Source organism: Paenibacillus sp. SSG-1 (genome assembly GCF_002224835.1).
Taxonomy (GTDB): Bacteria; Bacillota; Bacilli; order Paenibacillales; family Paenibacillaceae; genus Paenibacillus_AQ; species Paenibacillus_AQ favisporus.
This window is the reverse complement of sequence record NZ_MBRK01000001.1, coordinates 1,187,763-1,214,304: the sequence shown is the minus strand read 5'-3', so window position 1 is coordinate 1,214,304 and position 26,542 is coordinate 1,187,763. Positions and strand designations below refer to the sequence as shown.

At 54.9% G+C, this 26,542-nt stretch carries 19 protein-coding genes; 6 read left to right on the top strand and 13 right to left on the bottom strand.

All coding sequences use genetic code 11. From position 1 onward, the window contains the following. Positions 1-60: 60 nt before the first annotated feature. The 3 genes from BCV73_RS05640 to BCV73_RS34740 are packed head-to-tail and all read left to right on the top strand — an operon-like array spanning position 61 to position 2,577. Positions 61-864, top strand: a complete 804-nt coding sequence (locus BCV73_RS05640; protein ID WP_089546408.1) for a MerR family transcriptional regulator — start codon at positions 61-63, stop codon at positions 862-864. Further along, the gene (locus BCV73_RS05635) at positions 854-2,326 is read left to right on the top strand and encodes an alpha-L-fucosidase (RefSeq protein ID WP_179231901.1); all 1,473 of its coding nucleotides are present in this window, start codon (positions 854-856) and stop codon (positions 2,324-2,326) included. The genes BCV73_RS05640 and BCV73_RS05635 overlap by 11 nt, the downstream gene beginning before the upstream one ends. 50 nt (positions 2,327-2,376) lie before the next feature. Further along, positions 2,377-2,577 (top strand): hypothetical protein, encoded by a 201-nt coding sequence (locus BCV73_RS34740; RefSeq protein WP_143811829.1) that lies wholly within the window; start codon positions 2,377-2,379, stop codon positions 2,575-2,577. 84 nt (positions 2,578-2,661) lie between these two features. Here BCV73_RS34740 and BCV73_RS05630 read toward each other — a convergent pair whose 3' ends face one another. From BCV73_RS05630 to BCV73_RS05590, 9 genes are all read right to left on the bottom strand, one after another. After that, positions 2,662-3,114 (bottom strand): VOC family protein, encoded by a 453-nt coding sequence (locus BCV73_RS05630; protein ID WP_089546406.1) that lies wholly within the window; start codon positions 3,112-3,114, stop codon positions 2,662-2,664. Positions 3,115-3,286: 172 nt separating this feature from the next. Continuing rightward, complete coding sequence (locus BCV73_RS05625) at positions 3,287-3,751, bottom strand: MarR family winged helix-turn-helix transcriptional regulator (protein ID WP_306433644.1); 465 nt, start codon at positions 3,749-3,751, stop codon at positions 3,287-3,289. A gap of 91 nt (positions 3,752-3,842) precedes the next feature. Next, positions 3,843-4,592 (bottom strand): SDR family NAD(P)-dependent oxidoreductase, encoded by a 750-nt coding sequence (locus tag BCV73_RS05620; RefSeq protein ID WP_089546405.1) that lies wholly within the window; start codon positions 4,590-4,592, stop codon positions 3,843-3,845. A gap of 328 nt (positions 4,593-4,920) precedes the next feature. Next, positions 4,921-8,754 carry a GH32 C-terminal domain-containing protein gene (locus tag BCV73_RS05615; RefSeq protein WP_481855778.1) on the bottom strand — a complete coding sequence of 1,278 codons (3,834 nt, stop codon included), beginning with the start codon at positions 8,752-8,754 and terminating at the stop codon, positions 4,921-4,923. A gap of 572 nt (positions 8,755-9,326) precedes the next feature. Continuing rightward, on the bottom strand, positions 9,327-10,217 hold the full coding sequence (locus BCV73_RS05610; RefSeq protein ID WP_089546404.1) for an ROK family protein: 891 nt from the start codon (positions 10,215-10,217) through the stop codon (positions 9,327-9,329). A 101-nt stretch (positions 10,218-10,318) separates the two neighbouring features. Continuing rightward, a complete protein-coding gene (locus tag BCV73_RS05605; RefSeq protein ID WP_089546403.1) occupies positions 10,319-11,782 on the bottom strand; it encodes a glycoside hydrolase family 32 protein in 1,464 nt (487 codons plus the stop codon). Positions 11,783-11,936: 154 nt separating this feature from the next. Next, positions 11,937-13,535: an ABC transporter substrate-binding protein gene (locus tag BCV73_RS05600; RefSeq protein ID WP_089546402.1), complete on the bottom strand. Its 1,599-nt coding sequence runs from the start codon at positions 13,533-13,535 to the stop codon at positions 11,937-11,939. A gap of 55 nt (positions 13,536-13,590) precedes the next feature. Continuing rightward, entirely contained in the window at positions 13,591-14,472 is an 882-nt protein-coding gene (locus BCV73_RS05595; protein WP_089546401.1) for a carbohydrate ABC transporter permease, read from the bottom strand. Between the two features lie 17 nt (positions 14,473-14,489). Further along, the gene (locus tag BCV73_RS05590) at positions 14,490-15,413 is read right to left on the bottom strand and encodes an ABC transporter permease (RefSeq protein ID WP_256993119.1); all 924 of its coding nucleotides are present in this window, start codon (positions 15,411-15,413) and stop codon (positions 14,490-14,492) included. Between the two features lie 520 nt (positions 15,414-15,933). On the opposite strand from BCV73_RS05590, the gene BCV73_RS05585 reads away from it, so the two are divergent. Further along, the gene (locus BCV73_RS05585; RefSeq protein WP_089550116.1) at positions 15,934-16,974 is read left to right on the top strand and encodes a LacI family DNA-binding transcriptional regulator; all 1,041 of its coding nucleotides are present in this window, start codon (positions 15,934-15,936) and stop codon (positions 16,972-16,974) included. A 287-nt stretch (positions 16,975-17,261) separates the two neighbouring features. Continuing rightward, complete coding sequence (locus BCV73_RS05580) at positions 17,262-18,224, top strand: C45 family autoproteolytic acyltransferase/hydrolase (protein WP_089546399.1); 963 nt, start codon at positions 17,262-17,264, stop codon at positions 18,222-18,224. A gap of 193 nt (positions 18,225-18,417) precedes the next feature. Here BCV73_RS05580 and BCV73_RS05575 read toward each other — a convergent pair whose 3' ends face one another. The 4 genes from BCV73_RS05575 to BCV73_RS35680 all read right to left on the bottom strand — a co-directional run bounded on the left by BCV73_RS05575 (position 18,418) and on the right by BCV73_RS35680 (position 25,570). Continuing rightward, a complete protein-coding gene (locus tag BCV73_RS05575) occupies positions 18,418-19,623 on the bottom strand; it encodes an MFS transporter (protein WP_089546398.1) in 1,206 nt (401 codons plus the stop codon). 222 nt (positions 19,624-19,845) lie between these two features. Next, positions 19,846-20,430, bottom strand: coding sequence for a TetR/AcrR family transcriptional regulator (locus tag BCV73_RS05570; protein WP_089546397.1), 585 nt, complete (start codon positions 20,428-20,430; stop codon positions 19,846-19,848). Between the two features lie 264 nt (positions 20,431-20,694). Then, complete coding sequence (locus tag BCV73_RS05565; RefSeq protein WP_089546396.1) at positions 20,695-24,903, bottom strand: X2-like carbohydrate binding domain-containing protein; 4,209 nt, start codon at positions 24,901-24,903, stop codon at positions 20,695-20,697. A 406-nt stretch (positions 24,904-25,309) separates the two neighbouring features. After that, a complete protein-coding gene (locus BCV73_RS35680; RefSeq protein WP_089546395.1) occupies positions 25,310-25,570 on the bottom strand; it encodes a hypothetical protein in 261 nt (86 codons plus the stop codon). Positions 25,571-25,915: 345 nt separating this feature from the next. Here BCV73_RS35680 and BCV73_RS05555 point away from each other — a divergent pair, with 345 nt between their 5' ends. Then, positions 25,916-26,542: a chromate transporter gene (locus tag BCV73_RS05555; RefSeq protein ID WP_076168687.1), complete on the top strand. Its 627-nt coding sequence runs from the start codon at positions 25,916-25,918 to the stop codon at positions 26,540-26,542.

The window sequence follows — 26,542 nt, the reverse complement described above, 5'->3', positions numbered from 1 at the left end:
CAAAAAACAGTTGCTCATTACGTAACGTCATGTGATGTAATGAGTATGGAGGTGTGATGCATGCATAATGACGACACAACTTATTGGGTCGGAGAAATATCCGCAGCTACCGGCGTAACGGTACGGACCCTTCAGCACTATGACAATATCGGGCTGCTGCCCACAACCGGCCGTACGGCAGGCGGACGGCGGTATTATACGAAGGATGACCTCCTCTGCTTGGAGCAGATCATTTTTTACAAATCTCTAGGGCTCTCTCTTCAAGAAATCCGCGACAAAGTCATCCAGCGTCCCGACTCATCGCAGATCGAACAAATTCTGCAAGAGCAGGAACTGGCGCTTTACCGAAAAATAGAAGAAGCACATGCAGGCATTGCCGCGATCGAAGCCCACCGAACGGCGGTCGCGGCCGGGAATGATGCGCCGTGGCAGCTTTTGGCCTTTTTTATCCGGTGTTTCAACAACAGCAGCTTGGTCGATTGGAAACAATATGCTTTTAGCGAAACCCAAAAAGAAATTTTCGGCAGACGATTTGCCAAGGAACAAAGTGCATTCGATTTGTATCATACCTGGAGACGGCTGGCTTTAAAAGCCGTTACGCTGGAGCTGGCAGGCGCAGGGCCGGAAGAGTCCGCTGCACAAGAGGTGGCCAAGGCTTGGTGCACCATGGTGCAAGAGGCAACCGGCGGAGAAAGCGAACAAGCGGATGCGTTTGTACAAATGCAAGGTGAACGGGCATCCTGGCCGGAGGGCGACCGGGAACTTTTCGAGGTATCCCAAGCTTTTATCGACAAGGCGGTAAATCATTATTTATCGGGTCAATCATCAGGCGACAAGGACGGTGGAAACAGCCGTGAATCATAAAAATTACGAGCCCACCCGGGAATCCCTCAACGGTCACCCGCTTCCGCAATGGTTTGACGAAGCAAAATTCGGCATCTTTATACACTGGGGTCCCTATTCCGTACCTGGTTTTGCACCCGTAGGTAACTTTGCGGATACTTTAAAGTCCGATTATGAACGGGCAATGCTCGTCTACCCGTACGCTGAAGGCTACTGGAATGCGATCAAAGACCAGACCACACCGTCTGCGCGTTATCATCAAGCCGTATATGGCAGCATGCCCTACCAAGGATTTAAACCGCTGTTCATGGACGGAGTGAAACAATGGGACCCCATAGCTTGGGCCAAAATTTTCAGGAATGCCGGTGCAAAATACGTCGTGATCGTCTCGAAGCACCATGACGGATTTTGCCTATGGCCAACGAAGGTGACCAACCCGCATGAGCCGCACTGGTTTAGCGAGCGCGACATCATCGGCGAATTAGCAGACGCTGTACGCAGCGAAGGCCTGCGCTTTGGCATCTACTATTCGGGTGGGATCGACTGGACTTTTCGGAGAAGGATTTCAAGAACGTTTATGGACTACTCCTTTTCCACACCCGGGGGCGGTTATGCAGCATACGCCGACGCCCAGATCCGCGAACTGATTTCCCGGTACCGCCCTGATATTCTGTGGAACGATATATGCTGGCCAGGGAACGAAGACTCCCTTTTTCGATTGTTCGCCTACTATTATAACGCTGTACCCGAAGGCGTGGTCAATGACCGCTGGAAGCATTCAACTTCCGCTAACAAGTTGTTAAGTCTCAAACCTGTACGCGCAGTGATGGACATAATGATCAAACGGATGATCATGAACGATCCGGATATTCATTCTGCCCTGGCGCAGCCTGCGATCCCCCATAGCGATTTTTTGACTCCGGAATATACCAAATACAAGGAAATACAACCTGGAAAATGGGAGATGACACGCGGAATCGGCCATTCATTCGGCTACAACCGCAATGAGCAGGATGCAGACTATTCATCCTTTGAAACATTGCTTTACGATTTTATAGATGCCCTGTCTAAAAACGGAAACCTGCTGCTGAATGTAGGTCCGCGCGGCGAGGATGCTCAAATTCCTCCCGAGCAGTTAAGCCGGTTGTCCAAATTCGGGGATTGGTTACAACGGAATGGGGAGGCCGTATATGGTACGCGTCCCTGGATCCGTGCGGAATCGGAAACAGAGACCGGTGAAACGATCCGGTTTACGCGAAAGGACAACCGGCTGTACCTGATCATTTTGGGGCGACCTAACGGAATAACCGTCAAGGTAAAGAAATTTTTCTGTGAAGGCACAGCAAATCTGCTAACGGATGGCAGTCCTGTTCAACTGAAGCGGGAAGGCGAGGATATGAGCCTCATTTTCAAACATCGGCTTGAACATATTTTCGTTCCTGTCATCGTAATAGAAGGAGAGCATGACGATGGAACGCAATGATTGCGCTTGTTGGTGCTGCGGGCGCGGACCTTGCAGGCAGTGTGGGATGAATGGAAACGAATCTGCGTTTTAGAAATATCCTTTTAGCTGAACGTGTGTCAACAAGTTTAAGTTTTAAAAGTAGCAGACGAGTGTTTGAATTGGTGAGCCACTTTGGCTTTGCGCGCAGCGCAAAACAAGAGAGCGAAGCAAGTCAAACAGGAGTTGGTAAAGTCCAACTCACAAATAAGCAACTCTTTATGAGTGCGTAAGGCTGTCGGGAACATGCCCAACAGCCTTTTCAACCATATTATTAAAAGCGACACTCCCTCATATTCTTCAAAACAAACATATCATCAATCACTCGTAACCTCATTACCTCTCTTCATCCATTCCACCATCTCCAAATAGTGCCGGTTATACATAATCCCCAGCACGTTACCGAAAGGGTCCGTCACCGAAGCCGTAACAAATCCCTCGCCACGCGGCGTAATTGGTTCGTATTGCTTCGCGCCCATCTCCAGCAATTTCGTAAACGCGGCTTCCACATCATCAACATGCCAGTACATGATGGCACCGCCTGGACCCGGCACCGCTTGCGAAGGAGCATAACGGCGGCTGATCAGACCCAGCTCATGCTGGTAGTCCCCAACGCGGAACTCGGCATAGGCAAGCTCGCCAGACGGTCCGGTGCGTTTGAAGTACGGGGAGATGCAGAGCACCTCCGAATACCACGACACCGCTGCCTCCATATCGTCTGCCCAATAATTAATCGTCGCCATGCCTCTTAACGTTTGTTTTTCGCTCATATTCATTTTCCTCCTTCGTTTGTTCCCTCATCTTCTAAGGCCATTATAGGAGGCAAAAGCTGACAACTGTACGTCATGGTTTTAATAAAGCAAAAAACACCTCCAGGTGATGTCCATATCTCACGACATGGCTGTCATCACGTGAAGGTGTCACGCTGCGCCTCGGGGATTCTCATAAAAACCCGGTCAGCTTTTCATAGATTTTCAGCAGCTGCTGCCTTTCTTCCTCGGTCAATTTTTCAAAAAGATTTCTGCGCAAAATTTGCCCGTCCTGATTCGCCTTTTGAACGATGTCGAGACCCTTGTCCGTAATCCCCAAATAGATGATACGGCGATCCTTCTCATCGACGATTCGAACGGCTAACTGCTTCTGCACGAGTTTTTCCGATAGATGGGTCAGCGTCGGCGGGGTCAGCCCCAGAGCCTTGGCGATATCCGAAGGCCGGCTGTTCCCATGGTGCTGCAGGTGAGCCAGAACGAGAATATGGGAAATTCCAAGATCCTCGTTGAACAATTTCCCCCACTGGATGATGAGGTTGTTCGTCACTTTATCCATATTGTGAATGATTTCAAAAATCGTCTGTTCTTCCATCAGGCAAATCCCCGCTTTCTGCAAGTCAAAGCCTCTAATCTGCATTAGAGGCCTTCATTATCATACATGCTTTTCAGCCGGGAATCCACTGTTCCTGGCAGCCCGTGAAGCCTGCGGCGCAGGACGAATCCCACTTTTAACGCAATTTAATGGAGCCCCCGTCCACCATAAAGGTTTGACCTGTGATATAGTCGGCGTCGCTGCTGGCCAGAAACACCGCGACACGGCCGATGTCCTGCTCGGGATCGCCGAGCCGGCGCAGAGGAATTTTATTCAGCATCGCCTCGTATAGCTCCGGAGCATTCTCGCGCCACTGTTCCACGCCCGGCGTCAGTGCGATCGGGGAGATCAGATTGACGTTAATTCCTTCCGGACCCCATTCATTGGCCGCAACACGCGACACGCCCCGGATCGCTTCTTTAGCGGCAGCATACGACGTCTGCGTGACCTGCCCGTCAATGCCCGCACCGGATGCAAAGTTGATGACCTTGCCTTTCGTTTTCTTCAGTTCCGGATACGCCGCCTGCATGAAATGAACGGTAGGATAAAAGCCTGTTCCAAAGGATAAATCAAAAAGCTCCTGCGTTGTTTCCATAAAAGGGGCCTGTCTCGATACATGTGCATTATTCACCAGAATATCCAGCTTGCCGAAGCGCTTGACCACGTCGGCCACGATTTCATGCGCGCTCTCCTGCTTGGAAATATCCTTGATGAACAGCATTCCCTCTGTATATTGGTTGATCTCGGCGCGCGTCTCCTTCCCTTTCGCCTCATTCACGTCGACGATCGCGATATGCGCGCCTTCCTTAGCCATAGCCAGCGCCATGCCTTTGCCGATGCCTGATGCACTGCCGGTAATGATACCGACCTTCCCTTGTAATTTCATCCTGCTTCCTCTTTTCATTATATATTTAGTCATCTAAATATTTCATATCTAAATAATAACAAACCTCAGAGTGGCCTGCAAGTTGGTAGAAACTGCATCGCTTATAAAAAAGTCTATCGCGTAATGTCATAGAAGGCTGACCGCCTTTTATCAGGAGTTATTGTGGCGGTTATAGAATGTTTCCCTCTGCTGAAAATCTATTAATCTAGAGAACAAAGCAACCGCACCCCGTACAACGGGTTGCGGTTGCTAGATGGAACATCAGCTCAGCGTTGCCTCTATTTGCGCTGTCTGTTCAGCGGGCATCCAGAAGCCCTTTTGCTGCATTTTATTTTTCCGGATGAAGATCGGCATCCGGCTGGACCTTCCAGCGCTGCCGCGGCTCGCCAGCAGCCGGGTCGCCCAGCTGCAGCTTTGTCCCATCGGCTGATACCTCCAGCGCCTGTCCGTTATGCACGGAGAATACCGTGACGACAGCGTCTTCTTGGTACTCCACTCGCCAGCGCTGGTTGTTGTAGCCGAGGTAGTCGTACAGCTGCAGCCGGCCCTGCCCCGTGTCGAGGTCCAGCGCTTTGCCCGCTTGGGTCCGGATAGACCATGTCCCGTCCCCGTTAGGAACGAAAATCCACGCCTGCGGAGAAGTCCCTTCAGGGCCGCCCACCGTTACCGGTTCGCCATTTTTCGATTCCGCAGCAAACAGTGCAAGGCCGGAGGCTGCATTCACCAGCGTCGTTTCGGCCAGCTTGGCATCAGCCATTCCGCTGACCGTCACCTGCTGGTAAAACGCCTGCCCGCCGAACACGTTCACGCCGAAGTGCCCCTCAGCAAACGTGCCGTCCTTCACGTCGAAGACTTGCACCCCGTCCACTTCCGCCCGGATCTGCGGCCCCTTCGCCTCAATGCGGATATGGTACGTCCTCCCCGGCTGGATGAACCTGGGGACCTTGGCCAGCACCTGCCTGTCCTCAAACCGCCCGTCTACTTTATAGAAGAGTCGAATGGCCTTCAGGTTCGGATCGAGATTGAAATAATACCCGCTGCGGCCGTCAGCGCTCGCCCGGAACAGGATCGAGCCCGCGCCTCCTGTCTCGCTCAGCGTCATGTCGGCTTCCAAGGCAAAATCCCCAGCCTGCTCCTGCGCCATGTAGTTCGCATCGCTTGTATAGCTGCCCCGGATGCCGCGTTCGGTCACGACCCACCGCGATGCCGACAGATCCGGCTTCCAGCCTGTCAGATTCGTCGTAAACGTCCCGTCGGTGACATTTACCACACAGCGGGCCGAAGCCTTCCCGTTCGGCGACACGGCCGTAATGACGGCCGTTCCCGCCTTATTCGCCCAAAGCACCGCTATCCCCGGAGATTCCCCCTGATTGGAGGAAGTCACCTGCACGATGCCGGGATTGCTGGACTTCCATACCAGCGGCGGATGGCTTGCTCCAGAGGATTCCAAGTAAGATGCATACAATTTCTCCTCATCCCCCTTAGACAATTCCAGCTCTTTCCGGTCCAGGATGATCGAGGAGCCCGTTTTCCGCCCTTCACGCCATACATTGTCCAGCGCATGCACCTGCAAGGACGCGAGCTTCACTTTACCTCCCTTGGTATAGAAGCTCATGCCCCGCCGGGCCGGATCCGGAAAAATCAAGTCGGAAAAGACGACCCTGCCGTCATTGCCGAACACTTCCACCGAGGATTCATCCACAAGGATCCGCAGGCGGATGCGGCTGCCGTCCGGCTGGAGCGCGGCCTCATGCCTCGTTTGCAGCAGGCTTGAGTAATCGGTAACGCCGGATGACGAGCGGTCCACAAATAGTTTCTGCTCGGCAGTCTTGTACCCGATCATCGTCTTCTGCCCGCCGCCTTCGCGGACCGTAAATCCGAATTCAGCTGCGGCTCCGCTTTGCGGCAGCTCGATATCGGCTTCAATTTCATAGGCGCCTGCTGAAATTCCTCCAAGCACGTTCGCTGCCGATTCGCTAACCTCACGGTTTTTCACGCTGAACAAGGTGCTGCGCAGCCCGGCAAGCTCCCGGACCGGCGACTGGAACAGCCGGATGCCGTTGCCCGTCGTATGCAGCGTGACCTCCCGCGGTACGGTCATTTGCCCCTTCCAGCCTTCCGTCGGGAAGCTGAACGGATAATCCCAGTTCGTCATCCAGGCCAGCAGAATCCGCCGCCCGTCCGGCGTGCCGGAGAAAGACATGGAGGCATAAAATTCTTTGCCCCAATCCGTCTTCAGCACGGTTCCCGCCGGATTGTCGTTCATGAATTTCCCTTCCGGTGTCAGCTCCCCGATAAAATACTCCGCGTCCGAGCCCTGCGTTTTCGGATTCGCGCCGGTGCTGATCATCAGCACCCATTTGCGCCGGTCCGTGCCGTCTACCGGAAGCTGAAACAGGTCCGGGCACTCCCACACCCCGCCGCGTACGTACTCCCCGTATCCGAAATTGTCGGTCAGCGTCCAGTCGATCAAATTGCGGGAGGTAAAAAAACGGATGTGATCGCCGCCGGAGACGACCATCACCCAGCGGCCGTTCGCCTCATCCCGGACGACCTTCGGATCGCGGAAGTCCCAGCCGCCCGGGTCGGCGCCGTTTTTGCCGGGATTATCGATCACGACCGGGTGCTCCGCCGAGTACTGCCAGGTCCGTCCCTGATCGGTGCTGTAGGCCAGCCCGATCTTTTGGTTGCCGTTCGGCAGATCCGGCGAATAGGAAGTATAGTATGCGATCAGCCCCTTGCCGCCTGAGCTTCCGAACAATCCGGAAGCGTTCGTCGTGTCCGCCACGGCCGAGCCTGACCAGACATGCCCCAGATCGTTCCAGGGCAGGGCGATCGGCAGCTGCTTCCAGTGCAGCAGGTCACGGCTGACGGCATGCGCCCACTGTCCTCCATCCTGATGGAACAGATGGTATTCTCCTTCAAAATAAACGAGACCGTTCGGGTCGCTTGCCGACCCCCGGATCGGGCTGTAATGGTACTCCGGCCGATACGTTTCCGTATAGTATTCGGAGTCAAGCGTGACATAGGCATCCTGGACGTATGCCGTGCCTTCTCTTACAACCAGTCCGGTATATCCGGCCGAATAACTGTCGTCTGTCACGTCTACGGCGGCGGGAGCATATCCGTCCACAAACACCTGAATCCTCGGCCCGACGGCCTGAATCTCCAAATGATGCTTGGCGTTTGGCGAATCGGGGTAAACGCTAGTCGAGGCGCTGATGAGAGATCCGTCCATTTTCCGCAGCAGTACTTGTACCCCGCTTCCTTGGTGCCGCAGCACAGCTTCATATCCTGCGGTTCCCTCCGCATTTGTCCGAATCAGCAGGCCCGCGGATGAGGCTTCACCCAGTGTAACGTTGCCTTCATAGACGGCGTCCGCAGCAATGTTCCGGTATACCCGTAACGCGGCTTGTCCGGTCGTTCCCGTTCCTTTAAGCCCTTTGAGATCGGGCTGCCAGCTTCCGGTTGAAGCGAGCATGCCGTCCAGATTGCCTGCAAGGCTTCCGACCTTCACATTCTGAAATACGGCGGAACCGTTCCACACATGAAGCCCAAGATATCCGGAAGCATAGGCGGTATCGACTGCACGGATGACCGGCTGATATTGGCTGCCCCAATACACCTGCAAGCTCGTTCCCTCAGCCTTCACTTTCAGGTGATAGATTTCGCCGACCTTCAGCGGCACCTGCCGTTCTTCCTGGAAACCTCCTTCAGCTGCGTTTTTCAAGCGGATGATGCCCGACGACGGCACGATTTGCAGCATGTATGAAAACCAGCCGTCGCTGCTAGCGCGGAAAAGCAGCGAAGCATCGGCCTCGGCGTTTTGGATCATGACATCGGCTTCGTAGATAAAATCGTCCGCCTTCGTGCTGGAGACCGCCATCACGTTCTCCTGCGGATCGGAAGCCAGCTTCAGCCCCTCCGCCGTCTGCTCAAGCTCGCCCTTGCCCTGGACCTGCCAGCCTTCCAGGTTCGTATTGACGCTCGCTGCCATCCTGTCCGCCTCCTTCGTTAATGTAGCTGCCGCGCCGTTAACTTTAACTTCGGAATCTGCAGGCATCGCCCATCCCCGGCCTTCGTCAGACCCATACAGCAGGATGGACGCACATGCCAAAATTCCGGCCAGGCACGCGGACAGCATCTTTTTTGCTGATCTCATCAACACTCCTCCTTATCATCAGAACAATGTAAGAATGACATATAAACGAAGACAAGCTTATACATGAAACAAATCTGTGCATGAAAACAAATCTGCTCATGAAAATAAACCTGTGCATGAAGACAAGCCTGATACATGAAAAAACAAAACATTATTGTAACCGCTTACACAATGCGGCGTTAAACTGGCGTTTTCCTTATAAACAAACAGTGCAATGCACTCAAATCGAACATGAACGATGTCTGAACTGAGCTAGGCTGGACTTAGGTTAGAGAGAAACCGAACAGGATATGCCGAGTAAATTCAAGGTTAGCCCTTGGCTTGTCCTTGGCTTGTCCTTGGCTTGTCCTTGGCTTGTCCTTGGCTTGTCCTTGGCTTGTCCTTGGCTTGTCCTTGTCCCTGTCTCACCAAACCCTGTCCAGCATCATCTCAGTTGTTCCTCCCAGCCTAATTCGGCTCAGCACGAGATATGTACCGTTTGTACCCTCGCCCGCTTTCGGGCAGCCGGCCTGTACTGCGGCTGGCTGCCCCCAAGCGAAGGCGGGATTGAACCAAAGTTTTGCTGCAGGCTTCTACACCTTCTGCCCGGATGCCTCCAGCGCCTGAAGCCCCAGCGCAAGTGCGCCGTATAATCCGGCTTGGCCGCCGAGTCCGGGCGGAACGATGTAACCATCGATTCCGACCGTAAGCTCCAAGGCGTCCACGTAGCCGTTCAGGCTCCGCTGGACCTCTTGGCGGATCAGCGGGAAGAGCTGCGGCTGCTGCATGACGCCCCCGCCCAGGATGACCTTCTCCGGCGAGAGCATCAGGACCGCCGCCGTGACCGCCTGGGCGACATAATACGCCTCAAAGGTCCAGGCTGCGTGATCTGCGGGCAGCTGCGGCCCCTTCACTCCCCACCGCGCTTCCAGCGCCGGCCCGGCGGCCATCCCCTCCAGGCAGTCCCCGTGATACGGGCACGCGCCCGGGAAGCCGTCCTCCGGATGACGGCGGACCGGAATATGCCCGCCTTCCGGATGGACGAGCCCGTGAACGGGCCGGCCGCCAGCATACACGCCGACACCGACGCCGGTGCCGATCGTGAAGTACGCGCAGCTGCCCAGCCCGCGGGCCGCTCCCCACAGCGCCTCGCCGCAGGCGGCGGCATTCACGTCCGTGTCCCATCCATAGGGGACGTCGAAGTGCCGCTTCATCTCCGCGAGCAAGGGATAATGCGCCCATCCCGGCTTAGGGGTGGTCGTGATGCTTCCATACCCCGGGCTGCCGGGGTGAAGGTCGATCGGGCCAAACGATCCGATCCCGATCGCTTCCGGCTGGCGATCTTTGAAATAAGCGATGACCCGGGGCATCGTTTCCTCAGGCCGTTCCGTCGGAAAGCTGATGCTCTCGCTGATTTGCCCGTGTTCGTTTCCGATGCCGCAGACGAATTTCGTCCCGCCCGCTTCAATGGCTCCGATGCGCATGATGATGTGCCTCTCTTTTCCAATTTTTTATCGGTCGATGAATTAGGGTTCTCCATTGGATCAAGGTTCGTATTTAAAAGTAGTTATTAAAAGGTTGTTATTTAAATAGAAAGATCGTAAATGTCGAGCGATTCGACGAGCGCATCCTCATCGTCTGCCATGAGGGACAACCCGGTGGATGCCTGATCCGGATAGATCAGGTCGGTAAGAACCGCACGGCCGCCGCCCGCGAACACTTCCACTGAAGACCGGTCGATCAGGATTCGCAGTTCCACCGTTCCGTCCGCCGCATCGAGAGCTGCCGCATGCCTGCCGGCAAACAGCGGATGAAAGTCCGCCGCTCCTGCCCGGGTCCGGTCTATATAAACTTCGCCTGCCTCACCACTGTAACCGATCACCGTCTCCTGCCCGCGGCCTGCCCGCACCTTCAGCTCCAGCGATTGGCCGGATCCTAAGCGGATCCGAATCTCTCCGCTCTCCAGCTGTAAATCGGCCAGCTGCGCGGAGGCCTGAGCAGCCGCTACCCGCTTCAGGGACAGAAGCTCCTTGCGGTATCCCTCCAATTCCCGGGCAGGCTGCTGGATCAGCTCGGCCGAACCTTGGCGCAGCTCCAGCTTGAGCTCCCGCGGCACGGTCATCGCGCCCCGCCACACGCCGGTCGGCGTCTGATTGGCATATTTCCAGTTGCTCATCCAGCCGACGAACAGGCGCCTGCCGTCCTCGGCCGGCACGTCCGACCAGCTGACGCCGGCGTAGTTGTCGCGGCCATAATCGATCCATCTCACGCGGGTCTGCGATACGGCATCCGGCGTAAAGCGTTCCCCGTCGAAGTCTCCGGTAAAATATTGCGTGCGCGACCCCTCCGCCAACTCCGGATGGTCGCCGATGCTGACGAGCATCACCCACTTCGTCAGGCCCGGGTCCCCGTCCACCGGCAGCGGAAACAGGTCGGGACACTCCCACACGCCGTCATGGCTGCCGATGCCTTCCCCGAATTCGCTGGACAGCGTCCAGTCGATCAGGTTCGGCGAACGGTACAGACAGACGGTCTGGCCGCAGGCAACAATCATCACCCACTGTGAGGAAGCCTCATGCCAGAATACTTTCGGATCGCGGAAGTCCACGAAGGTGTCATGCGACAGCACCGGGTTGCCGGCATACTTCGTCCAGGTCCGTCCCGCATCCGTGCTGTATGCCAGGCTCTGGCGCTGCACCGGCGCTTCGCCCTCCGGTCCTTCGGCATGCTGCGTAAAAATGGCGACAAGCCCCGGCTCCCCGCCGAAAAAGCCGGTCGTGTTATTCCAGTCGACCACGGCGCTGCCGGAGAAAATCGTGCCAAACTCGTCCGGCGCCAAGGCGATCGGAAGTTCTTCCCAGACGACCAGGTCCCGGCTGACCGCGTGTCCCCAATGCATCGGTCCCCAGGTGTTCCCGAAGGGATGATGCTGGTAAAACAGGTGGTATTCCCCCTGGAAATAGACCATTCCGTTGGGGTCGTTCATCCAGTGCTCTTTCGGGGAAAAGTGATACCCCCCGCGGTAGTTGTGCGATATGAATGTGGACATTAGCTGTGCTCCTTTGAATTACAAGTTTTATTTGCAGCGGACCCGGCCGCATTTTTGCCCAAAGGCATCTGGCGGCCGCATCCGGATTCTGCACTGCTAACGTTTATGCGCCAAGCAAGTGCGGATATGTTGTTTTTGATGTTTTATTCAACCTTTATTGCGCGCTGCGGTCATACCCCGCCTGCTTGATCTTCAGCCAATCCTGCAGCCCCAGCCGGTTCAGCTCTTTGAGGTAGGCATCCCACTCCTGATCGACTTTGCCGTTCTGGTACCACTCGGTGCGCTTCCGCTCGAGATAGGCGAACATGTCGGTCTGGATGGTGGACAGCCGGTCCAGCTCATCGATGGAGAAGAAGACGTTCGGATACGTATTTTTCGCCTTCATGTGCGGCACCATCACATCCTTCAGCAGTTTAAGACGCCATGCCGCGTCGTCCGGCATCGTCGTATACTTGCCGTAATACTCGTCGAGGATGGCCAACGGACCGGCGATGCTCGTCTTTTGCCGGAGCTCCACAGGGGCTGTGCCTTCCAGCGGCAGATGCTTCAGCATGCCCTTGGCTTCGTCGAATTCGAAAATGTTCTGCTGCGTCTGATCCCCGTACGTCCCCCAGTTATCCTGGACGGACTGCAGCGGATCGTAGAGCTGATCGACCCATTTGGCTGTCTCCTCCAAATGTTTGTTGCTGCTTGTGATGACCATGCGCCCGCGGTCCAGGCCGATGCCGTTCGTGCGGGTCACGTTGACTTCGCCGCTTGGTCCTGCCAGCGGAGGCATCACGTCATACGTATCGTTCATGCCGGTGATGTTGGCCTTATCCCATGTAAAATACAGTCCGTACCGGTTATCCTTGCCTTTCGCCAAATAGGTGTTCCAGTCCTGCTGGAAGGACTCGATATCGATCAGCCCCTCCTGGTACAGCTCGTGAATGTACTTGATCGCTTCCTTATAACCTTCTTCCGCTGCGGTGAAGACAACCTTGCCGTCATCAGTTACCACGGTGTGGTCCCAGTTCTCCCCGAGCCCGAAAGAACCGAACAGGAAGGCCAGGTCTTCCCCGCCCGGCTTGTTGATAAAGGAGAGCGGAATTTCGTCCGCCTTGCCGTTGCCGTTCGGGTCCTGCGTTTTGAAGGCGATCAGCACCTTCTTCAGCTCCTCGGTGGTCTTCGGCATGGACAGTCCCAGCTTTTTCAGCCACTCCACATTGATCCACGGCAGGTCGTCCACGGACTGAATCCGTTCCTTGCCGGAGCCCAGCTCTTCAATCCAAGGGAAAGAATAGATGTGGCCGTCAGGCGCGGTAATCATCTTTTTATATTCCGGCGCCTGCTCCAGCACCTTTTTGAAGTTCGGCATATGCTGCTCGATCAGATCGTCGAGGGGAATGATGACCCCGTCTTTGGCCAGCTTCAGCAGATCATAGTCGCCATACCCGGCGTCAAAAATCGCATCCGGCAGATCGCCGCTCGCCACGGCCAGGTTTCTTTTCTCCGCAAAAACGTCGTTCGTGTAATTTTTCCAATTGATATGAATGCCGGTCTTCTCTTCCAGCCGCTTATTGATGAGCTTGTCGTTCGGGTCCGCGGGTGCCAGCGGCGAGCTCTGCGTCAGAAAATTGAGGGTGACTTTCCCGTCAGGCGACTCCTTGGCGTCTCCGCCGCTTCCTCCGCAGCCGGACAGGAGCAGCAGCGCCGCGAGCGCTGAGACGGATGCCGTCATGGCGGCAGCCTTGCGATTTCTCTTTTTGTTCATCGTTATGACCTCCAAAGGATTAGAATGGATCAGTGCCATGTATGTTCAGGCCGTCCTATTTCAGGGAACCGACCATCACACCTTTTTCGAAATACTTTTGGAAAAACGGATACATTACGAGCAGCGGCAGACTGGAAATGACGATCGCCGAGTATTTGATCATTTCCGAGAGCCGCTTGAGCTCGTTCATCGCCAGCTGGTCGCTTATCATGCCCGGCGCCGCCTGGTTCTGGATCAGGATCGAGCGCAGCACGAGCTGCAGCGGATGAAGCTTTGCATCCTCGAGGTAAATCATCGCGTCGAAATAGGAATTCCACTGCCCGACAAAAGCATAGAGAGCCAGCACAAAAACAATCGGTTTGGAGAGCGGCAGCACGATCCGGAAAAAAATGCCCGCCTCCGTCGCGCCGTCGACGTTGGCCGCCTCCCTCAGCTCATTCGGCACGCCTTTGAAAAAGGTCCGGGACAGGATGATGTTCCAGACATTGACCGCACCCGGAATGATGATGGCCCACACCGTATCCAGCATGCCAAGCTGCTTGACGAGCAGATATGTAGGAATCAGGCCCCCGCCGAAAAACATCGTGATCACAAACAGCGTCATAAAAATTTTCCGGCCCGCCAGCCGCGAATCAGACAAGGCATAGCCTGCGCATACCGATACAGTCACGGTAACGAGGGCAAATGCAGCGGAGTAAAATACGGAATTGCCGAAGCCCCGCAGCATAGCCGGGTTGGACAATATTTTCCGGTAGCCCTCCAGGCTCCAGTCCGAAATGCGAAACGACAGGCCCTGATTCAGCAGCACGGTCGGATCCATAAATGACGCCACGACGACGTAAACGAGCGGCACGACGATCAGCAGCACCGCCACCGTCAGGAACAGGCCGTTCAGAATCAGCAGAAACCGGTCGAACGGCGAATGTTTAACAGCCATAGTTGATAAGCTCCTTCCTAATAAAGTCCTTCGCCCTCATTAAGCCTCTTGACGATAAAGTTGACCGTGAGCAGCAGCACGACGTTGATCACCGAGTTGAACAGGCCGACCGCCGCGGAATACGCATAGTCGCCGGACTGCAAACCGACCTTGTACACATAGGTGGCGATGATCTCGGAAGCCGGAAGGTTCATCGAGGTCTGCATCAGGTACGCTTTTTCAAACCCGATCGACATGATGCCTCCCGCCGCCAGAATGAACACGATGGCCATGATCGGCCGGATCGTCGGCAAGTCGATGTGGCGGATGCGCTGAAGCAGGTTCGCCCCGTCCAGGCTTGCCGCATTGTGAAGCTCCGGGTCGACGTTCGCCAGCGCAGCTACGTAAATGATCGATGCCCAGCCGGCGCCCTGCCAGATGTCGGAGAGGATGTAGATCCAGCGGAAATATTTCGGCTCGGACATAAACATCAGCGGCTCTCCCGTGATCCATGTCAACAGATGGTTGACCGGTCCCGTCGGGGACAAAAAGATAAACAGCATGCCCACGATGACAACCGCCGAAATGAAGTTCGGCGCGTACAGAAACAGCTGAACGTTCTTCTTCACGCCCGCCCTCCGGACCTGATTGAGCATGAGCGCCAGCAGGATCGGCACGGGAAAGCTGAAAATCAGGCCGAAGAAACTGAGTTTAAGCGTATTCATAAATATCACGTCGAAATTAGGCGAGGAGAGAAACTTCTCAAAATGCTTCAGTCCGGCCCATTCGCTGCCCATGATGCCCTTGATCGGGCTGAAATCCTTAAAGGCGATAATCGCCCCGTACATCGGGACATATTTGAAAATCAGGGTCAGAATAAGCGCCGGAGCCAACAGCACGTACAGAAAATAATGCTTTCTGACCGTCTGCAACACCCGCCCCGCAGAGCTCTTCCTCCTCACTGCCGCCGCCCTTGGATCCACTTCTACCGTATTTTCCAAAACCGTGACCTCCGTTCTTTGCACAAAAAGTTTACACGCCGGATACCGTAAGGGCTTACATTCGCACCTGCACCGTATCGCTGCTTTTACAATTTAGCAGACGATGTAATGTTCGTCAATAACTTTTGTAAATATTTATTTGTGCAATTGACCAATATAATTTGTTCATAGAGGTTCATTATTTTGCTAAAATGTCACTTTTTCCGTCCATTTAGGACCAACTATATCTTTTCAAAGCGTGGTCTGTCGGTTCGGATTCTGCTGTGTGTATAATAATTGCCTATGTAAAGTCATCCATCTGTGTTGCATGTCATTTTGCACAATGAAGGCATTATATATTTGTGCATTTGTAAAGTTAACATTGCTATTTGAAGCAATCTGGTATACATTGGTCATAGGATACCTGAGATCGAATGCATGCAGGTTTATGAGGAGGAACTTGCTTCCGTACTAATAATCGTTAGAGGTGAACATCGAATACATGGGGAAAGAGAAAGTCACCATTCAAGATATCGCCGATGCGCTGGGCATTTCCCGGAACACGGCGTCTAAAGCGTTGAACGGCAGCGACAGCATACCGGGCGAGACCCGCAACCGGGTGATCAAGAAAGCAATCGAGCTGAAGTACAAGCAGTTCGCATATATGGAAACCGAAAGCCTGATGCCGAAAAACCCCGGCAATATCGCCCTGCTGACGCAAAACATGCCCAGCATGTCGCATTTCGGGGCCAAGCTGATCAGCGGACTGGAGAAACGCATCAGCGGCGAAGGCTACAATTTGTCTATCCATATCGTAAGGGACATCGAGCGAAGCTCCCTCCAGCTTCCGAACAATTTTGAAGCGTCCAAGGTGGACGGTATCATCTGCATCGAACTGTTCGACATGGAATACACCAAGCTCATCACGAGCCTGGGGCTCCCGACCATATTCATTGACTGCGCGGCGGACATGTCTTATCCCGACCTTGAAGCCGACCTGCTTCTGATGGAAAACGAACACAGCACCTATTTCATGACCAAACGGCTTATCGAGGACGGCTGCGGCTCGCTCGGTTTTATCGGCGACTACAACCACTGTAAAAGCTTCAACGAGCGCTGGGCCGGCTTTAATCGGGCCCTTGTAGAAGCGGGAATTCCGCTGGACCGCAGGCAGTGCGTTCTGGAACCGGACCGCGAATTTTTCTCGGAGTCCGACTGGATGGAGCAGCGCTTGGACAAGATGCAAGGCACGCCCTCGGGCTTTGTATGCGCGAATGACTTTATCGCGGTCAACGTGATGAAGGCTTTGAAGAACCGCCAGATCGCCATTCCGGAGGACATCGTCGTGGCCGGATTCGACGACGCGCCCGAGTCGCGCATTGTCGAGCCTCGTTTGACGACCGTGCACATCTATAGTGACGAGATGGGCATCACCGCCGCCAATATGCTGCTCTCCCGCATCAAGGAGCCGGAGCAGCCTTACCAGGTCACGCATATCCAGACCAAGCCGCTGTTCCGGGAGTCGACGCAAGCCGCCCGATAATCCAGGCTCCAGGCAGCATGGCATAAGAACGGGCCAAGAGAGCAGTCTGTTTCTCCTGAATGCCGCAATCGAAGAACCAATCCGGTTACATCATACGAATATCCGCAGTCCGGCGCTTTGCAGTACAGCAGCCGGGCTTTTTTTTCGGTGAAAGCCATTCATTTGATCCTACCGGCAGCTGGGCTATCCAAAGACCGCACAAAAGAACAGGCGGAACGGACTCGATTGAGATAACGTAACAGGTGAAGGATTTTTCAAACATGAATTCATGAAAAGGAGACACTAATATGGTTAAAGAAACGAAACCGTTTTGGTTTAAGCGGCTGCCGGTCCTTGCATCGCATCCTGCGGTATGGGCTTCCCATATCGCCCAGCACTGGAATTTGGATGCATTCCGTCCCCAGAACCCCATGGATCCCGAGAAAGTACGGCTTGCTCTTCGTCATTTCATGCCCGAACTGCTCCCCGAATACGAGGCCTTGCTGTCCGTTTCACCAGACCGTCCCGGCGAAGCACAACTACTAGCCATGTATATCCTCCCTCCCTTCTTCTCCGGCTGCAGCAACTCGATCTCCCACCGATTAGGCCATCATACTTTAATCCGAAATTACGACTTCAGCTTGGACGGGTTCAGCGGCGTATTCCGTTACGAGCCATTGCCTGATGGAGGGTGGATCATAGGTTCCGCCGAAGGCGGCTGGGGCTATCTCGATGGCCTGAACCATCACGGTCTCGCAGCGGCTATTACGTTTGGCGGGGACTTCTCGGTAGGCAACGGTTTCAGCATTCCGCTCATTGTCCGCTATCTCTTGGCCACTTCGGCAACGGTTCCTGAGGCAGTGGAACGGCTGTACTCGATCCCCCACAGGCTTGTTCAAAACATCTCACTTTTGGATCGAGAAGGCCGTTTCAGCGTCGTCTACACCTCGCCGGAAGGCGTGAGCGAAGCTGACGGTCTCATTTGCTGCACGAATCATCAGAGACAAGTTCAGAATTCCGCTCACGACGAACACCGGACCGTGGAGCGGTTCGACCATCTTCTCAGAATGGGCCGTGCCGTATCGCCTCAGGATTTTCATAAAGAGCCGTTGTATCATCGCAAGTTTTCGAATCATTTCGGCACGCTTTATACCGTCGAAATCGATCCTTTAACGGAAACGGTTCATTATCACTGGCCTGAAGGACAGCAGCTTCTCGCCACGCCGGCGTCGCCGGAGACTGAGATTAACATACTATTGTCCGAGAATTAGACGGGTAGGATATAGCATTTCTCTCAAGGAGGTATATAAGCGAAACTAAATAGCCAGCCGCCGATTCATGATCGACGACTGGCTGCTTAAACGTGAAAGGTGTTTTGATCCCTGCCTTAAACGGGGTCATTCCCCTTGTATGGTTGCTTTTTTGAGAAATCTACCAGCGATCTTCCGGATGATACCAAACTTGTTATTTCGCTTCCCTTTTCTCCGTTAAGAAGTAGAGCAAAGCCAGCACCGGAAAAAGAACGCCAAGCCATATGGCCGCTTCCCATCCACCTTGTGCATACGCCCATCCGCCTACTGCGGAACCAATAGCCCCGCCGGCGAAAAAGATAGCCATGAACAAGCCGTTCAGCCGGCTGCGCAGCTCTGCACCCAGTGCGAAAATGGAGCGCTGCCCGAGCACCAGATTGGCGGAAACGGCCATATCCAGTACAATGGCGGCCACGACCAGGCTGATGATCGATAGCAGGGAACCGCCATGGATCACAATAGGCAGGAGCATGGAAACGACCGCGAGTCCAAGGGCGATCCCTGTACCGGGGCGGATCCACCCTTTATCGGCAAGGCGGCCAGCAACCGGTGCAGCCGCTGCTCCGGCTACCCCTACCAAGGCGAACAGGGCGACCCCTGTCTGGGAAAAATGAAATGCCGGGCTGACCAGGAGCATAGGAACCGTTGTCCAAAACAGGCTGAAGGAAGCAAACAGAAACGCGTGGTAAAGTGCTCTGCGCCGCAAAATCGGCGTCGTCTTCAGCAGCTTCAGCATCGACGAAAGGATCTCCGGGTAGCTGATGGATGTTTGCGGGCGTCTTGCCGGAAGCGCCTTGGCCAGCACCAGCGCAAGCACCAGAATCAGAACGGCGGACAGAATAAAGATGGCGTGCCATCCAAGGAAGTCTTCCACCAAGCTGGCAGCCGGACGGGCGAGCATAATGCCAAGGAGCAGGCCGCTCATGACATTCCCCACATTGCGTCCCCGCGTTGCCTCAGGAGACAGATGAGCTGCGTACGGAACCAGGATCTGGGCGGCAACGGACCCTACGCCGATAAACAGCGATGCCGCAAGAAACAAAGCCGCGTTACGGACTTCAGCAGCGAGGAGAAGCACGACCACGTTAAAGATCAGCAGGGTAACCACCAGCTTGCGGTTTTCAAGCAAATCCCCTAGAGGCACGATCAATAATAGGCCGATTCCGTAACCGATTTGTGTTAAGGTGACGATCAATCCCGCAGCTCCGGAGGATAATCCCAGAGCTGAGCTGATCGATCCTACGAGAGGCTGGGCATAATACAGGTTGGCCGCGATGATGCCGCAAGCGACGGCAAGGATCAGGTTGATCCAGGATGAAACGGCAGCGGCGTGAGGCTTTTCTTTTGCGATGGTACTCATAACATTTCTCCTTTGTTTGTAAGGCATCCCTTTTTCCGGAACAATCGTTCCAGTTTAGGAACAGTCCGCCTATTGTTTTTTAACATAAAATATTTTTTCTCAGAAATTCATTTTTCGGAACAGTCGTTCCAGTATGACTAAAAAAGATGCCTGCCGACGTTTCTTCGCAGAAGTCAGACCGCTAGCGGAAGTTTTTGTTGCCGAATCAGGAGCGGAGGCTCGTTACAGCATGCCCAGCACCATTTCCATCATCTCCCGCGCCTTGGTGCTGTCCTGCTGAATTTTCGCCATCACGTTAACGCTGTGGTTGAGATTGAGCAGCATGAACGATAGGAGACGAATGTCTTTGTCGGGAGAAATTTCTCCGGTCTCTTGTCCTCGCTTTAATTTTTCGTAAAACAGCCGTTCCAGTTCATCAAAGCTCTTCTTGACTATGTTCTGCAGCGGTTCGTCCATGGCGTCGATACTAAGAGCTGCGTTCGTAATCATGCATCCATTGGGAAGGACTTCCTCCTGCGCGGCAAAAGCGCTCGTGATATGGATCTCGAAATACTGCCGGATGCCCTCAATGGTGGTAGGAGCGGCGATTAACACATCCCGCTTTCTTTGCGACATCTTTTTGTAGTGCTGGATCGCCTCGTAATACAGGGACTGCTTATCCTGGAACGTTTCATACAAACTGGAACGGCTAAGACCCATCGCTTCCAGCAAATCCGGTATGCTCGTCGCTTCGTAACCTTTCTCCCAGAACACCGTCATCGCTTTGCGGAGCACTTGATCCCGGTCAAATTCTTTGGTGCGGCCCATCGGCGCCACCTCCCTTTGAGCACAAGTATATACGAACTGGAACGAGTAGTCCAGTATTTTTTATTTGTGTCCATAAAACATACAGCAGGCCGCCGGTGCTTCGGCGGCCTGCTGCATTCTACAGGTCATTTTTCCAAGGGATCTGCGATGCGGACCCCCTGGATGATGTATTTTTACGGCTGCTTAACCGTCTCCGCAGCCCACTCTTCCCCGCCTGCTACTCTTGCCTTCACCGGATGATCCAGCGAGGCTTCTGCGATATCCTTATATGCCCAAATATTCAGCAGGCACATCGCTCCAAGGCAGCGCCGCCGTTCCATAGAGCGGTCCGCGGCCGAGCGCGCGGTTCAGTGCCGTTACTGCCTCCGCGCGCGTCAGCGCGTTGGAAGGGCGGAATAAGCCGTCCGGGTAGCCGTTCAGAATGCCGGCTCCCTGCGCCTTCGCGATAGCGCTCTCCGCCCAGTGGCCCGCGGTATCGCGGAAGCCGCTGCCCGCCGCGGAAGGACCCAACTTCAGCCGGCTGGCCAGCGTGGCCATTTCGGCGCGCGTGATGGCCTGATCCGGCTTGAAGGTGCCGTCTTCATAGCCCTTCATCAGGCCCGCCGCCGTTACGGCAGCGATAGCCTTCCCGGCCCAGAAGCCGTCCTTCACGTCGCGAAACGCGCTGGCTGCCGTACCGGCCGTATCGCCTGCCGCTTGTGGAGCCGCCTTGGACAGAATAACCGCCATCTCGGCACGCGTAACTGGCTTATCCGGCCGGAAGGTGCCGTCCGGATATCCCTGAATATATACGGGATGCCGCTCATTCAGAGTATCGTCCTGAGCTCCGGGTTCAGGTGTGGACGGAGGTGCTGCCGCTCCTGACGATGATCCCCCCGCGCTTGATCCCGGGCCAGGTGCTGTTGGACCGGACGGCCCTGTTGGCGGGTTCGGCGCGCCGGGATCTACCGGGCCTGTGCCCGCCGCAGGCACGGTGAATTTCAGCTGGTCCACGAGCATCAGATCTCCCGATTTTTTCATCGCCCTCAACGTATGTGTTCCGTCACTCAAACCGGAAATACGGTATAAAGGCTGTGATACGAGGCGCTGATCGCTGTGGGCACTGACGGTCTTCTTCAGCACGCCATCCACGTACACGTCGATGTCTCCCAGAGCCGGCCCAACGGGACCCACCAGCTCCACGCCCGTCCCTTTGAACGTATAGGCGAGTTCATCACCATTCGCTGCCGTATAATGCACGTCGTTCTGATAATCCCCGCTGAACCCGAACGCCAGCTGCAGCGTTCCGGCCGGCTGGGCGGCCAGATAAGCTTTGCTTAGAATCACCCGGCTGCCTTCAACCGTATAATCGGTTCCTTCGACGAGCCGGTTCTTTCCGTTCGCTATGCCGCTGAACAATTGCGGCTGCTGCAGCAAGGTGACCGCCACATCCTCCTGGTTAACCGCTGACTTGTCAAACACGGCCGATACCGGGCTGATCAAGTCGGGGATTTCGACCTTGAGCATATCCACCAGCATGAAGCGGCCGGATTTCTTCACAACTTTCAGCGTATGAAACCCTTCCTTCAGCCCGCTCACGCTGTACAGCTTCTGCTGCGGCTGGCGCTGCTCGCTGTATGAGCTGACGGTTTTCTGAAACTCGCCGTCCAGGTAAATATCCATGTCTCCCTGCGACGGGTCGATCTCGGTAAAAAACTGGATGCCCGTTCCCCGGAACGTATGCTCAAAGGAATCGCCGTTGGCTTCCGTATAGTGCACATCGTCCTTGTAGTCACCGAAATTCCTTCCGGTGCTGCGGTTCCAGGCTCCATGATAAACAATACCCGGATCGTCATCGTTCAGAGCCGTATAGCGCACCGTCTCTGCCCCGGTCATATGGACGGTCAGCGTTTGGGGATCGCCAGCGCTGAACATAAATTTGAGCATGATGTCGCCGTCCGGCAGCCCCGCCAAAAATTCCTTTTTGATCGTCACCGTGTCCTGATCGACGGCATACTCATTCTCCGTCAAAGGCTGCCCCTCGTATTCTACGGCGGTCAAGGTGTTGCCGTTAAGCCCCAGCTTCACGGACAAGTCCTGCTGCTGGCCGGCGCTTTTGTCGAAGCTGGCCTCCTTCGGGTCAATCGAGCTGTTCTGCGCCGCTTTGCCGCGGATGTCCACGCTCAGCACCTCGCTGTCTCCACCTTCAAACATAAAGCTCAGCGACGCCGGACCCTCCGGCTGCTTGGCAAGATAAGCTTTGCTGATGGTTACCGTGCCGCCGCTTACCGTATAATCGCTGCCGTTCTTCAGCACATCGGCGCCGTTCCGAATGCCCGTAAGCGAACCGCTCCCGAGCGTCAAATTCACGGTCAGGTCGGACGGATTGGCGCTCTCCCTGTCATAGCTGGCGGATACCGGGTCGATCAGATGGCTTGCCGTCACCTTCAGCGCGTCCAGCAGCATATATTTGCCCGTTTTTTTGACCGCCTTGATGGTATGCGGACCTTCCGGAAGTCCCGATACGGTGTACACCACCTGCTGCGCCTGTTTGCTGCCTTCCGTATACGTGCTGACCGTTTCCGGTTCAGCCGCTCCGTCCAAGTAGACGTCTACCTCCCCTTGCTCCGGATCCTTTTCCGTAATCAGGTCAATGCCGCTGCCGTTAAAGGCATACTCGAAGAAGTCGCCGTCCGTTTCGGTAAAATGAACATCCCCTTTATAATCACCCGCAGACCGGCCTCCCTGTGACGACCAGCTGCCGCTGTATGTAATTCCAGGATCATTATCGTTGATATACACCGAATGAGTGACCGTCGCTTCTGCGGAAGCAGGGACATCCGCTGCGCTCTTGTCCGCGGAGCTGGAAATCGCCTCGCCGGAGTCAGAAGTCTGGCTGCCCGCAGCTGCATCAGGCTGCTCGGCAACGGATTGGCCGAAGCCATCCGGCTGAATATCACTCGCTGCATCCAACTGAACGCCGCCTGTGTCTTGCTCGGACCCTGCGCCCTGTATAGATGCGGAGTCTTTAATCGTCACAGCCAGATTTTGTACGGCAGGCGTCTGCTCGTAGCCGCCGTTCCGCTGCCAGTCCCCGGTATATCGGATGCCCGTATCGTCGTCATTGACCGCCGACGTTCCTTGGACAGCCGTTACCTTGAACATTCGGGAAGCATGCGGCTCCAATACGGCTGCGTATCCGTCATCAAAAGTTCCCAGCTCCGAATGGCTCCACAAGTCCCTTACCTTGGCCGAGCCGGTCAGACCGATGTCCTTCCAGTTGACCTTGACTTCAGCACTGCGGCTGCCCAGGTTGAACAAGGCGACGCTGTAGGTACCGTCACCGTTGTTGGCGTACCACACCTGCTGCTGGGTGTCCATCGACACCGGGTGAGCCGGGCGGCCCGCCTGATTGACGGCGATTACCTCGTCGTTGGTCAGCAGCTTGAGCCCGTAGTCATCAAGCCGGGTCATATCGTTGCCGATATAGAGCGGCGCCGCCGATATCGCCCAGAAGGTCATGGCCGTCTGGCGTTCGTCTTTGGTCAAGCCGTCCATCGAGCCGTTGCCGACGTTCAGGGAGTCAAAGTCGTTCCAGCCGGTGGCCGGCCCGGCGTCCCTCCACCATACGGCCGCATCCGGGAACAGGCGGGCGATATTGGCCCACTGCGTCAGCCCGACATTGCTGTCATAGGCTTCCACATCCCATTGAATGCGCCAGCCGTTGGCATACTTTTTCCAAAAGTCCACGTAGTTGTGGTCCAGCGCCCACGAGATCTCGAACCAAATGTCGTGGCGTGCCAGCGCCTCGGACCAGGCCTTCACGTCCCCGCGGGAGTCGAGGTTCAGGTTGTTGTTGCCCGATCCCGGCGTGACGCTGTCGAATTTGACGAAATCGATCCCCCAATCCCCCAGCATGTCGGCAATGGAGTCTACATACTTTTGTGCACACGGGTTGCTGAAGTCGATTTTGTACGTGTACGAGTTCCAGGCATCGACGATCTTGAGCGGCTGTGCCGCAATGTCGCGCACCCGGCAGGCACCGCCCGTCCCATAAACTTCGAGATCCTTTTTATAGGCATCAATCGACAGGCCGGGGATCAGATAAATACCGATTTTCTGCCCGTTATGATGCACGTAATCGATGACTTCCTGAAATCCGTTCGGATACAGTTTCGTGCTTGGAATCGGCCTGCCGTATTCGTCCATGTCTCCGTTCCAGCCCGCATCAATATTGATGTAGTTGTATCCGTGGGACTGCAGCTTGTCGCGCATCGCGTCGGACTGCTTCTTAATGCTCTCCGCCGACGTCCAGTTGCCCGCAGAATCATACACCTGCATACTGTAGCTGCTCCAGCCCATGTACGGCTTTTGGGCCAGCTCCTTGTTAGCCGCTTCGGCTACGTTCAGCTTTTGTCCAGCCCATCCGGTCTGCACCAGTACCAGCATCACCAGCAGGATAAGCCCCATCTTCCTTCCCAACCGCTTCATCATGATTCCATCATCTCCTCCCAGCATGAAAAACTTAGAGGCGCCTTCGCGTTTTACGGATGACCTTATTTCGGACCGCTTGACGGATGCTGGCTTCCAGGACGCTGACGCCACAGACGGCCGGCCATCGAACACAAAATGATAGCGCTTTCTATACTGCTGATGATAGGGACTTCCTCATTTTCTGAACAGGTACATCTGGGTGTTCCGGCGTACACTTTTCCCAAAAAACTGGTGTTTTGTCCGGCAAGCAAAGGATTTTTTCAGTTATGGGTATTCAAAAAAAACAGCACTTTCCCAATTCTTCACAGGGTACAGGGTACCGGCTGCCTCGAACCAAAGGGGAGTCCCCCCGGTTTCCATGGCACCTGCATTTAAATTGTCCAGTGACCGATTTATTTAGAAACGATTAACGGGAAGTATATCCAAAGCCGATGGGGATCGTCGTTCCCTGTTTGAGCATCTGCTGACGCCCATCCTTCATGCACAAAGCTGTGCCCGTCAAATCTACTGAGATCAGCCGGTCCCAGTATGACTCGTCAAAATCGGCGGCCGGCTTGTCATCCGCTGGATTAAGGAAGATTTTCCGGAGTCTCCGGATTAAACGTCCAAGCAAATCGTCGAGATTACGGTGACGTCTACCGAAGTGTTTTATGTAAAAAACAAGCATGCTCCCAAGAAACCTTGAAGCGGCCGCTGGTCTTTAAGGTTTTTTGGTATACGCTCATTCGCTGAACTCAAGTTAATTCTATTATGAAATAAAGTCGAGCAGTTCGCTTGGTTTAAATCCTTTTTTTGGAACCTCACTCAAACTTGATACAAAAAAGAAAAAACCCACTAAATTCCTCGACATTACAATGGCCTAGCAAACATTCTGCGGCCGATATCCCAATCCCCGGTTACTACCCGCTTCACTTTCATTTCGATATCTTCCAGCCTATTTTCAAATAAGTTAATTTCATTTTGGATAAAAGATGTTATAATACAGTCAGAATTTAACTCGAGGTGACGTGTTGTGCAAACTGACAAGACATCGAAAGCGTACCTGCTGCTTCAATTGTTTTGGATTTTTTTCAAAATCGGTCCGGCGACATTTGGCGGCGGATACGCCATGATGCCGATGATCGAGAAGGAATTCGTCGATAAACGCAAATGGATGGACCGCCAGGAAATGAGCGATTTAATGTCGCTCGCGGGCTCGGCGCCCGGCGGCGTCGGGGTGAACGCTTCGGCCTTTCTGGGTTATCGGCTTGGCAAAATCCCCGGCGCCCTTGCGGCCACGCTGGGCATAACGCTCCCTACGTTTATCATCGTTTTTCTGCTGAGCGTGTTCTACTCGATGTTCCGCGAGGAGCCCAAAGTCCAGGCCGCCTTCAAAGGCATTCACGGCGCTGTCATCGGACTGATCGCAGTCGCCGCGTTCAAAATGGGCAAAAATGCGCTGTTTGACCGGACGACCGTCATCACCGCCGCAGGCTCCCTGGCCCTGCTTTTGCTGACCGGACTGAACCCCATGGTTCTGATAGCGGTCGGGCTGGTGCTCGGCATCACCGTCATCCGGCTGAAGAAGCGGCTGGGGCTTCCGGTTCACACCGAGAGGGCACGCGAGGAGAACGAGTCCGTCATCGAATATTACATCTAG